Source organism: Curtobacterium sp. YR515, from assembly GCF_900113095.1.
Classification (GTDB): Bacteria; Actinomycetota; Actinomycetes; order Actinomycetales; family Microbacteriaceae; genus Curtobacterium.
The window spans coordinates 334,909-349,334 of sequence record NZ_FOOD01000005.1; the positions used below are offsets into that span (position 1 = coordinate 334,909).

The 14,426-nt window shown below is 71.7% G+C and carries 14 protein-coding genes; 7 read left to right on the forward strand and 7 right to left on the reverse strand.

The window, feature by feature from the left end; all coding sequences use genetic code 11:
* Nucleotides 1-192: 192 nt before the first annotated feature.
* Nucleotides 193-840, reverse strand: a complete 648-nt coding sequence (locus BM028_RS15760) for an NAD(P)-dependent oxidoreductase (protein WP_092387674.1) — start codon at nt 838-840, stop codon at nt 193-195.
* Between the two features lie 93 nt (nt 841-933).
* Here BM028_RS15760 and BM028_RS15765 point away from each other — a divergent pair, with 93 nt between their 5' ends.
* Together BM028_RS15765 and BM028_RS15770 are read left to right on the forward strand one after the other, a co-directional pair.
* Nucleotides 934-1,302 (forward strand): winged helix-turn-helix transcriptional regulator, encoded by a 369-nt coding sequence (locus BM028_RS15765; protein ID WP_070418612.1) that lies wholly within the window; start codon nt 934-936, stop codon nt 1,300-1,302.
* 44 nt (nt 1,303-1,346) lie between these two features.
* A complete protein-coding gene (locus tag BM028_RS15770; protein ID WP_092387676.1) occupies nt 1,347-2,375 on the forward strand; it encodes an NADPH:quinone reductase in 1,029 nt (342 codons plus the stop codon).
* Between the two features lie 66 nt (nt 2,376-2,441).
* On the opposite strand, the gene BM028_RS15775 is transcribed toward BM028_RS15770, so the two are convergent.
* Nucleotides 2,442-2,627 carry a hypothetical protein gene (locus BM028_RS15775; protein ID WP_022907754.1) on the reverse strand — a complete coding sequence of 62 codons (186 nt, stop codon included), beginning with the start codon at nt 2,625-2,627 and terminating at the stop codon, nt 2,442-2,444.
* Between the two features lie 41 nt (nt 2,628-2,668).
* On the reverse strand, nt 2,669-3,496 hold the full coding sequence (locus BM028_RS15780; RefSeq protein WP_139219839.1) for a GAF domain-containing protein: 828 nt from the start codon (nt 3,494-3,496) through the stop codon (nt 2,669-2,671).
* A gap of 113 nt (nt 3,497-3,609) precedes the next feature.
* Here BM028_RS15780 and BM028_RS15785 point away from each other — a divergent pair, with 113 nt between their 5' ends.
* From BM028_RS15785 to BM028_RS15795, 3 genes are all read left to right on the forward strand, one after another.
* On the forward strand, nt 3,610-4,347 hold the full coding sequence (locus BM028_RS15785) for a S1 family peptidase (protein WP_254803963.1): 738 nt from the start codon (nt 3,610-3,612) through the stop codon (nt 4,345-4,347).
* 152 nt (nt 4,348-4,499) lie between these two features.
* Nucleotides 4,500-5,372 carry a patatin-like phospholipase family protein gene (locus BM028_RS15790; RefSeq protein WP_092387682.1) on the forward strand — a complete coding sequence of 291 codons (873 nt, stop codon included), beginning with the start codon at nt 4,500-4,502 and terminating at the stop codon, nt 5,370-5,372.
* A gap of 60 nt (nt 5,373-5,432) precedes the next feature.
* On the forward strand, nt 5,433-7,544 hold the full coding sequence (locus tag BM028_RS15795) for a S9 family peptidase (protein WP_092387684.1): 2,112 nt from the start codon (nt 5,433-5,435) through the stop codon (nt 7,542-7,544).
* A 288-nt stretch (nt 7,545-7,832) separates the two neighbouring features.
* Here BM028_RS15795 and BM028_RS15800 read toward each other — a convergent pair whose 3' ends face one another.
* Nucleotides 7,833-9,026: an acyl-CoA dehydrogenase family protein gene (locus BM028_RS15800; protein WP_071296679.1), complete on the reverse strand. Its 1,194-nt coding sequence runs from the start codon at nt 9,024-9,026 to the stop codon at nt 7,833-7,835.
* A 46-nt stretch (nt 9,027-9,072) separates the two neighbouring features.
* On the opposite strand from BM028_RS15800, the gene BM028_RS15805 reads away from it, so the two are divergent.
* Nucleotides 9,073-9,648: a QsdR family transcriptional regulator gene (locus tag BM028_RS15805; protein ID WP_092387686.1), complete on the forward strand. Its 576-nt coding sequence runs from the start codon at nt 9,073-9,075 to the stop codon at nt 9,646-9,648.
* The gene (locus BM028_RS15810) at nt 9,645-10,103 is read left to right on the forward strand and encodes an acyl-CoA thioesterase (protein ID WP_071296677.1); all 459 of its coding nucleotides are present in this window, start codon (nt 9,645-9,647) and stop codon (nt 10,101-10,103) included. The genes BM028_RS15805 and BM028_RS15810 overlap by 4 nt, the downstream gene beginning before the upstream one ends.
* On the opposite strand, the gene BM028_RS18605 is transcribed toward BM028_RS15810, so the two are convergent.
* The 3 genes from BM028_RS18605 to BM028_RS15820 all read right to left on the reverse strand — a co-directional run bounded on the left by BM028_RS18605 (nt 10,091) and on the right by BM028_RS15820 (nt 14,376).
* The gene (locus BM028_RS18605; RefSeq protein ID WP_175475986.1) at nt 10,091-10,240 is read right to left on the reverse strand and encodes a hypothetical protein; all 150 of its coding nucleotides are present in this window, start codon (nt 10,238-10,240) and stop codon (nt 10,091-10,093) included. The two genes, BM028_RS15810 and BM028_RS18605, sit on opposite strands and share 13 nt — an antisense overlap.
* Before the next feature lie 19 nt (nt 10,241-10,259).
* A complete protein-coding gene (locus BM028_RS15815) occupies nt 10,260-10,700 on the reverse strand; it encodes a VOC family protein (protein ID WP_070418603.1) in 441 nt (146 codons plus the stop codon).
* Nucleotides 10,701-10,917: 217 nt separating this feature from the next.
* Complete coding sequence (locus BM028_RS15820; protein WP_092387688.1) at nt 10,918-14,376, reverse strand: proline dehydrogenase family protein; 3,459 nt, start codon at nt 14,374-14,376, stop codon at nt 10,918-10,920.
* Nucleotides 14,377-14,426: the final 50 nt, after the last annotated feature.

A 14,426-nucleotide genomic window follows, 5' to 3' on the forward strand; every position in this document is an offset into this window, starting at 1 on the left:
TGGCGTCGAACCACGAAACCGACGTGGAACCAGGCGCACCGCCTGGTTCCACGTCGGTTTCGTGGTTCCGCACCGAGCGCGCGGGGCGCGCTCGCATGCACACCGCCCCGCGCCGCACAAGCAAAGTCACCCGGAACCGGGCGATGGCGCAGTTCCGGGTGACTTCCGTTGTGCGGAGGCGAACCGAACCGCCTAGTAGGCGACCCCGAAGCGCGCCTGGTGGTGCGCCGGCGAAGCGATCTCGTCGACGAAGGCGATCGCGAAGTCCTCGCCGGAGATGTCCGAGTTGCCGTCGGCGTCGGTGAGCAGGACGTCGTCGGTGGTGCGGTAGGTGCCACGACGCTCGCCGGGGTTGTAGCCGCCGAAGGCAGCCGCCGGGCTCACGTAGAACCAGTCGACCTCGGTGTCCGACGCGCGGAGGGCCTCGAGGACCTGACCGTGGCTCTTCGCCTCGCCCTTGAACGCGTCGGGGAACTCGGCCGTGTCGTACAGCGCCGGGCCACCCTCGGCGACGAGCAGCGAACCGGCTCCGCCGACGATGCCGAGGCGCGCACCGGCAGCAGCGGCTGCGTCGACGAACGGCTGGAACGCGTCCTTCAGCTCGCTGCCGTCCGCCTGCACCGCGTGGAGCGCGACGACGATGACGTCCGCACCTATCGTGACCTCGGCGACGAAGTCCTGGTCGAAGGCGTCACCCTGCGCGAGGGTGAGTCCCTCGGCCGGCTCGAGCTTCGAGGTGTCGCGGGCGACGGCGGTGACGGCGATGCCGCGGGAGAGGGCCTCGCGGGTGATGGCGGAGCCGGCGTAGCCGGTGCCACCGAAGACGACGATGCTGGTCATGGAGCAGTCCTTTCGTGGAACGTTGACACTCACCGTACAAGCGTTACTCTCTTTGAGTAAGTAGGCACCTCACGGTGCGTAACGGAGGTCGTCGTGTCAGCACTCGAGTACAGCCCCTACGCCGCCGAGTGTCCCTCGCGACAGCTGCTCGACCGCATCGGCGACCGGTGGAGCGTCCTGACGATCGGCACCCTCGCCGACGGTCCGGCACGCTACTCGGCGATCGCCACCCGCGTGCAGGGCGTCTCGCAGAAGATGCTCACGCAGACGCTCCGGGCGCTCGAGCGCGACGGACTCGTCACCCGCACGGTCTTCCCCGAGATCCCGCCGCACGTCGAGTACGAGCTGACCGATCGCGGCCGGTCCCTGCGCGAAGTGCTGAAGCCGCTCGAGGACTGGGCGACCTCGCACATGGACGACGTCGCGGTCTCCCGCGAGCAGTACGACACCCGGCCTCGCTGAGCGCCCCCGGAATCCCCGCGCGACCGCCGTGGTTGCCTGGGGACATGCGATCAGTCGTCTACTCGAAGCCCGGTGACTCGTCCGTCCTGACCCTCGAGGAGCGTCCGCTCCCGGACCCCGGTCCCGGCGAGGTGCGTGTCCGTGTCGTCGTCTCTGGCGTCAACCCGACCGACTGGAAGGCCCGCGCCGGCGGCACGTACGGCGACGGCCTGCCGTTCCCCGAGATCACGCCGAACCAGGACGGCGCCGGAGTCGTGGACGCGGTCGGCGAGGGTGTCGACGGACTGTCCGTCGGTGACCACGTCTGGTTGTACATGGCGGCTGCGAGTCGCCCGAACGGCACCGCCCAGGAGTACACCGTCGTGCCCGCCGCCCGTGCCGTCCCGCTGCCGGAGGGCACGAGCTTCGACGTCGGCGCCTCGCTCGGGGTCCCGGCGATGACCGCGCACCGCGCCCTCACGACGCACGAGCACGGTCCGGACCGGCTCGCTCCGGGAGCCCTCGACGGGAAGACGGTGCTCGTCGCCGGCGGTGCGGGAGCCGTGGGACACGCGGCGATCCAGCTCGCACGCTGGGCCGGCGCCACCGTGGTCACCACCATCAGCTCGGACGCGAAGGCCGCGCTCGCCACCGCCGCCGGGGCGCACCACACGGTGAACTACCGCGACGAGGACGCCGGCGCGCGGATCCGCGAGATCGCCCCCGACGGTGTCGACATCGTCGTCGAGGTCTCGATCCCGCAGAACGCCGGGCTCGTCGCCGAGGTCCTGGCGAACCACGGCGTCGTGTCGATCTACGCGAACAACGGGGGCGACGAGGCCACCCTGCCGATCCGCCCGAACATGAGCGTCAACGCCCGCTACCAGTTCCTGCTGCTGTACACGATCGGCGACGAGGCCCTCGCGGCAGCGGCCGAGGACGTCACCGCGGCACTGCGCGACGGTGTGCTCCCCGTCGGCGAGGACGCGGGCCTGCCGCTCGTGCGGTTCACCCTGGAGGACACCGCGGCAGCGCACGACGCCGTCGAGCAGGACACCGTCGGCAAGGTGCTGATCGACGTCAGCGCGGAGTGACGAAGCGCTGCGTCCGCCCGGGTCGGGTGGACGCAGCGCTCCGGTGGTCGGCGCCGCGGGGCTGGTTCAGCGGGCGAGCGCAGCGGCGAGGCGTGCCTCGAAGCGGCGACGGGCAGCGACCCGCTCCCGCTCGATGTTGGCGGCGATGACCTCGAGGTCTTCGTAGTCGGCGTCGGTCGTGTCGTCGGTCCAGTTCGGGGTGTACACCCGGGACCGACCGAAGGGCTTCGGTTCGGGGGTCACGATGGTCATGTGGGGATGGTACGTCGAGCGTCCGACAAATCGTGTGCGCATCACGGGCCTTTCCTGCGGTTGCGGTCGCGGTCCGGGAACGGGGTCGCGAGCGAGAACGCGATGGCCATGAACGAGGCCATCAGCGCGACGTACTTGGCGTCGAGGTCGGTGAACGCGTCCGGCGCCGGCGAGTCCACGGTGAGCATGCCGAACGAGTACTCCTCCGACCGGATCACGACCGAGACGTACGAGCGGTAGCGGGGTTCGAACCCCGGCAGGTCCTCGTCGGCGTCGACGTCGGTGGCACGGTCGCCGACCACCCGCGGGCCGCCGCCGACCAACACCCAGTCGAGGTTGCGGTCGCCGTACGGGGTCCCCGCCCGGAACACGCCGGCGGTGTCCTCCGCACCCCCGTGCCCGATGGGTTCGAGGCCCCGCAGGTCCTCCGACAGCTGGTAGACGTTCGCACGGACGTCGGGCACACCGGGGAGCAGGTAGAACGCGAGCGCCACGGAGACCCGGTCCGCGAACGCCGGCAACTCCTGCCGGCGGTCCCGCCGGCGCAGCTCGGCGAACCGGGCGAGCCGCGTGGCGAGCTGCCCGAACGCGTACCGGACGGCCGTCCCCTGCTCGAGCTCGGTCGAGCGCGCCACCGCCGCCGCAGCCGTGACCGACGCCTCGGCCCGTCGGGCGCGGACGACCTGCACGACCACCGCGGCAGCGAGCACGACCAGCCCGAACACGACGAGCGAGACCTTCACCCCCGGAGCCACGACGAGGTTCGGCAGCTGGAAGGCAGCGGTCGGCGCCGTCGCGACCACGATCGGCCACACGACCGCTCCGGCCCGGCGTCGCCCACGACCCGTCGTGGCCTGGTCCCCTGTCATGTCGACGACGCTAGGACACCCCACCGACGCTGACGGAGTTGTCCACAGGGTGACGTTGTTGTCCCCTGCAACGCGGACTTGACCCCCGAACAGGGGGCGAGCACGATCGGGCCATGAAGCAGCGAACGAACCTCAGAGGCCTAGCCCTCGCAGCAGCCGCGGCCATGACCCTGCTCGGCGGTGGCCTCGGCGCGACCGCAGCGAGCGCCGCCACCGTCTCACCGCAGGTCATCGGCGGCGAGCAGGCACCGAGCACCCCGTGGGAGGTGCAGCTCGTCTTCCAGCAGGGCGGCACCGGCACGTACGGGTGCACCGGCGAACAGCTCAACGCCTCGTGGGTGCTCACCGCCGAGCACTGCGTCGACGGCACCACGGCGATGAACGTCTACCACTCGAACAGCACGACGAACCGGGGCGCGGCGACCGCTGCGGACCGGCTCTACTCCGCGCCGTCCGGGGACATCGCGCTCGTGCACCTCAGCACGCCGAAGACCCTCTCCTCGTACGCCCCGCTCGACCTCGCGTACACCACGAAGAGCTCCGGCACCGGCACGATCCTCGGCTACGGCAACCGCGCGAACAGCGTGCCGACGACCGGGCTCTACCAGGCGACCGTGAACCTCACCGGCAGCTCGACGGACGCGTACGGCGGACGCGCGCAGCACGTCACCGGCGTGACCGGCGCCTCGAACCACGGCGACTCCGGCGGCGCGCTCGTCGTGAACGGCAAGGTCGTCGGCGTCTGCTCGACCGGCGACGTGGCCGACCCCGGCGCGAACACCCACGCCGGCTCGAACTACGCCGTCCTCACCCAGTCCGCCAGCTGGATCCGCTCGACCGCGGGCGTCTGACCCAGCGCACCCACCACGGGTCGGGAGGCGCGGTGCGGGCCCGCACCGCGCCTCCCGACCTCCCGTGCGCACGACCGGTGCCGCGCTCGGTCGCTCTCCACAGGTCGCGTTGCGCGCCCCTGCGCGTCGTCTGCACCTGGTAAGCAGGACGCATGACCGACGTCTCCACGCCTGCGCCCGGAACCAGAGCACTCGTCCTCGGCGGTGGTGGCGTCGCCGGCATCGCCTGGGAACTCGGGGTGCTGTCCGCCCTGCAGGACGCCGGGGTGGACCTCGACGCCGCGGACCTCGTCGTCGGGTCCAGCGCCGGCAGCGTCGTCGGCACCTTCGTCCGCTACGGCGCGGTGCAGCAGGCGTACGACCAGCAGCACGCCGCCGTCCCGACGACCTACGAAGAACCCGTCCCCATCGACGGCGAGGACTTCCAGCAGCGCATCGGCGCCGTGCTCGAGGGAGCGTCGTCCGACCAGGACGCCCGCGCCCGACTGGGCCTCCTCGCCCAGCGCACCACCGACGGGCAGACCGACGACGAGCGCACGGCCACCTTCGCCGAGACCCTCCCGTCGTCGGAGTGGCCGGCGAAGCCGCTCGCCCTCACCGCGATCGACGCGACCGACGGCACCTTCCGCGTGCTCACCGCGGCCGACGCCGTGCCGCTCCCCCGCGCCGTCGCCGCGAGCTGCTCGGTGCCGCTCGTCTGGTCGCCGGTCGGGATCGAGGGCCGTCCCTACGTCGACGGGGGCATGCGCTCCGCCACGAACGCCGACGTCGCCGCCGGGTACGAACGCGTCCTCGTGATCGCGTGCGGTCCCGAGGGGCCGTCGCCGCTCGGGCCGTGGCTCGACGTCGCGGTCGAGGGGCTCCGGGCGGCCGGTAGCTCGGTCGAGGTCGTCGTCGCGGACAGCACCTCGCAGCAGGCGTTCGGCACGAACTCGCTCTCGCTGTCGACTCAGGCACCCGCCGCCGATGCCGGACGGACGCAGGGCGCTGCCGTGGCCGAGGGCATCGCCGCGTTCTGGGCGTGAGTTCTCCACAGACCGCCGAGTGACCGTGTCGGGTTCCGGGAGCGCCGCTAGCGTGGGTGCATGACGACGCCGTTCTCGGACCTCGACCAGTACACAGCCCTCCCCCGCGTGGACGGGATCGCGGTGAGTCCGGACGGCTCCCGGGTCGCGCTGACCGTCAGCGTGCTCGACGCCGACGGCACGGGCTACCGGCGGTCGGTCTGGGCGGTCCCCGGAACCTCGGACGCTGCGGCCGCTCCGGTGCGCTTGACGCGCTCGGCCAAGGGCGAAGGCGGCGTCTCGTTCACGCGCACCGGTGACCTGCTGTTCGTCTCCGGCCGCCCCGACGGCGACGGCGACAAGGACAGCGACGCCGCGCAGCTCTGGGTCCTCCCCGCCGCCGGTGGTGAGGCACGTCCGGTCACGAAGCTCGCGGGCGGGGTCGGTGGCGTCCTCGGCACCTCATCGCACTCGGACACGATCGCGGTCACGGCCGGGCTGCTGCCGGGTGCCGGCACGGACCGGACCGGTGTGGTCGCCGCCGACGCCGAGCTGCGCGGACGCCGGAAGGACCGGAAGGTGCAGGCGATCCTGCACGAGACGTACCCGGTCCGGTTCTGGGACCACGACCTCGGCCCCGACGAGACGCACGTGCTGACGCTCGACCTCGGGACGCTGCGGGAGAAGGCGACCGCACCGTCAGCGACCGCCGGCGATCCCTCCGATGACGATGCCGGATCGTCCTACCCGGCGCACCTCCCCGCGCTCACCGACCTGACCCCCGCTCCGGGGCGATCGCTCGAACACGTCGACGGGGTCGTCACGCCGGACGGCTCGGTCGTCGTCGCCACGGTCGGCGTGCAGGAAGCCCGCGGGTCCCGTTCGACGATCGTCGCGTTCGACGTCGCGACGGGCACGCGCACCGTGCTGCTCGACGACCCCGATGTCGACCACGAGATGCCGACGATCAGCCACGACGGCCGGACGCTGGCATGGGTCCGGACCGAGCGGTTCACACCCCGCGGTGCGACCGAGCAGGAGATCTGGGTCGCCCGGCTCGACGGGTCCGCACTGTCCGACGCACGGCGGATCGCGGTCGAGTGGGACCGCTGGCCGAACGAGCTCGTGTTCGCGCACGACGACGGTGCGCTCCTGGCGACGGCGGACCACGACGGTCGCGCGCCGGTGTTCCGGCTCCCGCTCGACGGCGGCGCCGTCGAACAGCTCACCCACGACGACTGGGCGTACTCGAGCCTGCGCGTGGCGGCGGCGAGCGGGATCGTGGTGGCGCTCCGTGCCTCCTGGGCCGCGCCGCTGCACCCCGTCCGGATCGAGGCCGACGGCACCGTGACCACCCTGGCGACACCGGCGCCGCTGCCCGAGGTGCCCGGCCACCTCGAAGAGGTCCAGACGACCGCGGCCGACGGCTCCCGCGTCCGCGGCTGGCTCCTCCTGCCGAACGACGACGCCGGCACCGCTCCGCATCCGCTGCTGCTCTGGATCCACGGTGGTCCGCTCAACTCGTGGAACCAGTGGTCCTGGCGGTGGAACCCGCAGCTCGCGGCAGCCCGCGGGTACGCCGTGCTGCTGCCGGACCCCGCATTGTCCACCGGGTACGGACTCGACTTCATCAACCGCGGCTGGAACGCGTGGGGACAGGCGCCGTTCACCGACCTCATGGCGATCACCGACGCGGTCGTCGCCCGTGACGACGTCGACGAGACCCGGACGGCCGCGATGGGCGGGTCCTTCGGCGGCTACATGGCGAACTGGGTCGCCGGGCACACCGACCGGTTCCGGGCGATCGTCACGCACGCCAGCCTCTGGGCGCTCGACCAGTTCAACGGCACGACGGACATGTCGCAGTACTGGCAGTCGATCTTCGACGAGACCGGGCTGCACGAGAACGACCCGCACCGGTTCGTCGCGGACATCGCGTCACCGATGCTCGTGATCCACGGCGACAAGGACTACCGGGTGCCGATCGGCGAGGGGCTGCGTCTCTGGTCGGAGTTGGCGGAGCACCACGCGGCGGACGACGGGACGATGCCGCACCGGTTCCTGTACTTCCCGGACGAGAACCACTGGGTGCTCAAGCCGCAGCATGCGGTGGTCTGGTACGAGACGGTGTTCGCGTTCCTCGAGCAGCACGTGCTCGGGGGCGAGTGGCGGCGGCCGGAGTTGCTCGGGTAGCGGGGCACTGGCGCACGGCGCGCGGGCGCGCGGTGTCAGTGGGAGGGCGCCGAGCCGGAACGACATCGTCGCTGTCGTACGACGTCGGCGATGTCGCACCCGCGCGCCCGCAACCGTTGCACACGCAACGAACGACATCGTCGCTGTCGTACGACCTCGGCGATGTCGCACCCGCGCGCCCGCAACCGTTGCACACGCAACCAGCGACACGTCCGCGGTCGTACGACAACGATCGTGTCGTTCCGCAGCGGCACGCGAACGCTCCCGCCGCCAAGCCCGGCCCGCCCCTCAGACGAACGCAGCCTGCCCCGTGATCGCCCGCCCCACGATGAGCGTGTTCACCTCGCGCGTCCCCTCGTACGAGTAGATCGCCTCGGCGTCCGCGAAGAACCGGGCGACACCCTTCTCGAGCACGATCCCGTTGCCGCCCTGCACCTCGCGGCACCACCCCACGGTCTCGCGCATCTTCGCCGTCGCGAACGCCTTCGCCATCGCCGAGTGCTCGTCGGCACCGGTGCCGGCGTCCTGCATCGCCGACGCCTGCGTGCACAGCGCGATCGACGCGGTGATGTTCGCGAGGGACTTCACGAGCAGGTCCTGCACCATCTGATGCGCGGCGATCGGCTTGCCGAACTGCACGCGGGAACGGGCGTAGTCGAGCGCGGCCTCGTAGGCGCCGACCGCGATGCCGATCGCCTGCCACGCCACCTCGGTGCGGGTCAGGCGGAGCACCTCGGCGGTCGCGCGGAACGAGTCGGCGTGCTGCAGCCGTCGCGACTCCGGCACCCGGACGCCGGTCATGACGATGTCGGCGTTCTGCACCCCGCGGAGTGCGATCTTGTCCTCGATCTTCGTCGCCGTGAACCCCGGCGTGTCCGTCGTGACGAGGAAGCCCTTCACCTGACCGTCGGCGACGTCCTTCGCCCAGATCACGACGACGTCCGCGAAGGTCGCGTTGCCGATCCAGCGCTTCTCGCCGTCGAGCACCCACGTGTCGCCCTCGCGCCGGGCCGTCGTGCGGAGCCCCCGAGCGGAGTCGCTGCCGGACAGCGGCTCGGTCAGCCCGAACGCCCCGACGAGCTCGCCGGAGGCCATGCGGGGCAACCACTCCTGCTGCTGCTCGTCACTGCCGGCCACCGCGATCGAGTTCATCGCCAGGCCGGACTGCACCCCGATGAAGGTCGCGACGCTGGCGTCCACACGCCCGAGCTCGAGCGCCGCCCACCCGCGGTACACCGCCGAGTTCTCGAACTGCCGGACGAGCGGGATCCCCGGCCCGTACATGCCGAGCTCAGACAGCGGCTTGATCACCTGCATCGGGAACTCGGCGCGCGCCCAGTACTCGTCCGCGATCGGGCGCACGTCGGACTCGAGGTACGTGCGCAGCCGTCCGAGTGACTCGCGCTCCTGGTCGGTCAACCCCTCCTGGAACCGGTAGAAGTCGGACTCGAGGAGCGCGGGGATGGCCGTCGTCAGTGACATACACTGATCGTGCATCATTCTGCGAAACGTTGCAAGGGAGGAGCGCGTGTACACATCGGATTCTGCGCTGCGCGCGTTCCGGGAGGCGCGACACACCTTCATCGCCGGCTCACGCATCGACATGGGCGCGCTCGCCACCTCGCTCGGCGTGGACCGCACGTCGCTGTTCCGGTGGGTGGGCAACCGTGACCGGTTGCTGTCCGAGATCCTCTGGTCCCTCGCCGTGCCGACGTTCGACGCGGCCGCCGCCGCGGCTGCTCCCGCCGGAGCCCCGCGCATCATCGACGTGCTCGACCGGTTCACGGCGGACCTGATCGACGCGCCCTACTTCCGGTCCTTCCTCACCCGCGAGCCCGCACGGGCACTCCGTCTGCTGACCACCACCGAGAGCGACGTGCAGAGCCGGTTCGTCGGCCGGGTCACCGCCCTCGTCGAGGAGCAACGCGTCGCCGGTGCGTTCGACCCGACGCCACTCTCCGCCGAGGAGCTCGCCCGGCTGCTCGTCCGGATCTCCGAGTCCTTCACGTACGCCGACCTCATCTCCGGCCAGACGCCGGACCCCGAACGCGCACGAGCCACGTTCGAGTACGTCCTCCGACCGACCACGACAGGAGCCCGATGACCATCGCCGACTACCCCTTCGTCCGGCTCTACCCCACCCGGTGGAATGACAACGACATGTTCGGGCACGTGAACAACACGATCTACTACAGCGCGATGGACAACGCGGCCACCTACTGGTTCCGCGAGGAAGCCGGCCTCGACCCGTTCGCGTCCGAGTGGATCGCCGTGCTGGTGTCGTCGAGCTGCCGGTTCGTCGAGTCGGCGGTGTGGCCCGACGTCATCGAGGTCGGCATGCGCTCGAAGCACCTCGGGAACACGAGCCTGTCGTGGGAGTTCGGCCTGTTCCGCCAGTCCGACGGCGCGCTGCTCGCGACCGGGGAGTTCGCGCACGTCATCATCGACCGCGAGGGCGCCCGTCGGCCGATCCCCCTCCCGGACGACCTGCGCGAGCTCGTCACCGCCACGATGGCGACGCCCGCACGGTCACCCGAGCCCGAGCCTCAGGGGCGGTAGTCCTCGCGGCGGGGGTTGTTGAGCCGCACCGCGAGGTCGTCACCGGCCGGGTCGTGGCCGTTGCGCGTCCCGATCACCTTCACGACGGTCGACAGCACGAAACCGATCCCCCGACCGATGACCCGCACGATGCGCATGCGTCGAGGATAGCTCGCGTCAGCCCTTCAGCGCCGCCAGCTCGAGGTTGATGTCGTCGGGGTCCTGCACCGACAGGATGACCATGCCCGCGTCACCGAGGTCGGTCACCTCGCCGTGCTCGACGCCGGCCGCATCGAGTCGCGCGGCCGCCTCGTGGAGTTCGTCCACCGACCCGACGACGAAGCTCACGTGGTCGAGGCCGACCGTCTCCGAGTCGAACCGCTGGCCCGCCGGCGCGACTGGACGGAGCCCGAACACCTGGTCGCCGAGCCGGAAGACGCTGCCGCCGTAGAAGCGCTCCCGGTCCTCGCGGACGCCCGGCTCGTCGACCTGGTCGCTGAAGTCGATCGCCGGGTCGGTCCCGAGCAGCTGCTGGTAGAAGGCCTTGCTGCGGTGGATGTCGGTCACGGTCACACGGACGTGGGCGAGTGCGGTGGGTCGGGCGAACGGTTCGGTCACGGGAGTGCTCCTCAGGGAAGGGGCCGACAGGGTCCGGCCCACCCCGACGCAACGCGCCCCACCTGACCGGACGCCCCGACCGTGCGGCCACCGGACAGCGCGCCGCGTCGAACCACGAATCCGACATGGCACCAGGCCGGTGCCCTGGTTCGATGTCGGTTCCGTGGTTCGAAGCGAGATCGCCCGCACGACGACCGACCGCGGCGCGGCGGCCGCGCTAGATCAGGTCGTCCGTCAGGTGGTTCGGCGTGCCGAAGCGGTGCGCCGTGATCGACACGGCCTGCTCCCGCACGAACGGCAGGACCTCGAGGCGCCCGGCCTCGGTCGCCGGCTCCCCGTACACGGCCACATCCGGCCGCCCACCGATCGCCGTGTACAGCGCCGACGTGTCGCCACCGATGAGCCGCACGCGCCCGGACGGACCACTCGCCACCGCCGAGGCGAACGCCGCGTCGGAGTGCGACTGCGTCAGCGAACGGACGTTCGGCAGCGCCCGGACGGCCGATGCGACACCGGCCGGCAGGGTCGACACGGTCGAGACATCGATCGTGGTGCCGGCTCGGACCGCCGCTGCGATCACACGAACGAGGTCGGTCACGGCATCTTCCGCAACGGACGCCAGGCGCACCCGCACCGCCGGGTAGGGCAGGTACCGCGCGATGTTCCGTTCCGCCGTCAGCGCGGACACGTCGGTCGCCGTGCCGAAGAGCGACGCCCACGCCTGCTCGTCGGACGCCACGGCCCGGTCGAGCGACGGCGACGCCACCCCGGCGGCACGGACGAACGCGGCGACCGCGGACGAGGGAGACGAACCGGACGCGGCCGGAGCAGGCGCCCAGGACCCGAGCCCGAGCAGGTAGTTCAGCCCACCGGCCTTCGTCCCGGCACCGACGGCCGACTTCTTCCACCCGCCGAACGGCTGGCGGCGGACGATCGCGCCCGTGATGCCACGGTTGACGTAGAGGTTGCCCGCCTCGATGCGCCCGAGCCAGGTGCCGATCTCGGCGCGGTCGAGGGAGTGCAGGCCCGAGGTCAGGCCGTAGTCGACCTCGTTGACGATGTCGATCGCCTCGTCCAGCGTGCGCGCGGTCATGATGCCGAGGATCGGCCCGAAGTACTCCGTGCGGTGGAACGCCGACCCGCGGCGGACACCGTCACGGACGCCGGGGCTCCAGAGCGTGCCGGAGTCGTCGAGCTTCGCGGGCTGCACGGCCCACGACTCTCCCGCGCCGAGCGTCGTCAGGCCGTCCAGGAGCTTGCCGGCGGCGGGCTCGATGACCGGCCCCATCTGCGTGGTGGGGTCGGTCGGGTAGCCGACGGTCAGCGACGACACCGCGTCGATGAGCTGCGAACGGAAGCGTCGCGAGGTGGCGACGGAGCCGACGAGCACGACGAGGGATGCGGCCGAGCACTTCTGCCCCGCGTGCCCGAAGGCCGAGGCGACGACGTCCTTCACGGCCAGGTCGAGGTCGGCGGACGGGGTGACGATGATCGCGTTCTTGCCCGAGGTCTCGGCGAGCAGCGGCAGGTCGGGCCGGAAGGACCGGAACAGCGAAGCGGTCTCGTACGCCCCGGTGAGGATCACCCGGTCGACGAGCGGCGACGCGACGAGCTGCTGCCCGAGGTCGTTCTCGGACACCTGCAGGAACGCGAGCACGTCGGCCGGTGCGCCCATGGCGTCGAGCGCGGTCTCGATGATCGACGCGAGGACGGCACCGGAGCGCTCGGCGGGCGGCGCGGGCTTCAGCACGACGGCGGACCCGGCGGCGAGCGCGGCGAGGGTGGACCCGGCGGGGATCGCGACCGGGAAGTTCCACGGCGGCGCGACGAGCGTGAGGGCGGCCGGGGTGAAGGACGCGCCGTCGACCTCGTCGAGCTCGGCCGCGAGCGAACCGTAGAAGTGCGCGAAGTCGATCGCCTCGGACACCTCGGGGTCGGCCTGGTCGATGGTCTTGCCGGTCTCGGACGCCATCACCTCGACGAGGGCTGCGCGGTTCGCCTCGAGGGCATCGCCGACGGCGTGGAGCACCGCGCCACGCGCGGCACCGGACCAGGTCCCCCAGACGGCACCGGCGTCACGGACGCGACCGAGCGCGGTGTCGAGCGCCGTGGCGGAGTCGACCCGCGCCTCCTGGACGGCACGGACGCCGAGCGTCGACGACGCGACCCGGTCCGTGATCGCCGCACCCCACGACCGCACCGCGGCGACCGACGGGTCGCTGTCCGGCGTGTTCTCGAAGTGCCCCGGGCCGGGGCGACCGACGGCGGCGTAGCGGTCGGCGACGCGGTGCGATGCGGGGGCATCGAGCCCACCGGGCAGTGCGAGGGGGGCGAGCGACGTGCGGAAGCGCTCCTCCTCGCGGGCGAACAGCGCCGGCGAGGACACCAGGGAGAACACCGCGGACATGAAGTTCTCCTGCGACGCGCCTTCCTCGAGGCGGCGGATCAGGTAGGCGATCGCGACGTCGAACTCCTGCGGGTGCACGACTGGCGTGTAGAGCAGGAGCGATCCGACGGTGTTCTTGACCGCAGAAGCCTGCCCCTGCGCCATGCCGAGCAGCATCTCGAACTCGATGCCGTCCCGGACGCCGCGCTCCCCGGCGAGCAGCCAGGCGTGCGCGACGTCGAAGAGGTTGTGGCCGGCGACCCCGACGCGGACGTTCTCGATGCGCGACGGCGTCAGCGCCCAGTCGAGCACGCGCTTGTAGTTGGTGTCGGAGTCCTGCTTGGTGTGCCAGGTGGCGAGCGGCCAGCCGTGCACCGACGCCTCGACCTGCTCCATCGGCAGGTTGGCGCCCTTGACGAGGCGGACCTTGATGCCGGCACCGCCGCGGGCACGGCGGGCGGCGGACCACTCCTGCAGGTGCTCCATCGCGGCGAGCGCGTCGGGCAGGTACGCCTGGAGCACGATGCCGGCTTCGAGGCCGAGGAACTCCGGCTCGTCGAGGAGCTTCGTGAAGACCGCGATGGTGAGGTCGAGGTCCTTGTACTCCTCCATGTCGAGGTTGATGAACTTCGCCGGGGACGCCGACGCGGCCCGGCGGAACAGCGGGCGGAGCTTCTCGATGATGTCCTCGACCGCGTGGTCGAACGCCCACGGGGAGTGCGGGTGCACGGTGGAGGAGACCTTGATCGACACGTAGTCGACGTCGTCGCGGGCGAGGAGCTTGTGCGTGCCCTCGAGTCGGCGGGCTGCTTCACCCTCGCCGAGGACGGCCTCGCCGAGCAGGTTGACGTTGAGCCGCACGCCGTCGCGCTTGATCTTCGCGATGGCCGGCCCGAGCTTGGCGTCGGTCGCGTCGACGATGAGGTGGCCGACCATGTCGCGGAGCACGCGGCGGGCGATCGGGACGACGACGCCGGGCAGTGCCGGTGCCATCCCGCCGCCGAGTCGGACGAGCCCGCGGAGCGCGGCGGGCAGGAAGCCGGGCGCACCGGGCGCGATCGCACGGAGCTTGCGTGCGGCGACGCCGAGGTCCTCGGGGCGGACGACGCCGTCGACGAACCCGACGGCGAAGTCGAGGCCGGCGGGGTCGGCGAGCACTCCGGCGAGTTGCTTCGCCGAGCCGTCGACCGGGTAGGTCTCGGCTTCGGCGAGCCACTGTCGCACGAGCGCGACGGACTGGTCCGCGAGGGCGTCGTGGTCGGTGGCGGGGTGCTCGTGCAGGGTCGTCATGGCATCAGTGTGGAGCCCGCCATGCTGAAGCGGAAGCAATGTTTCGTGAC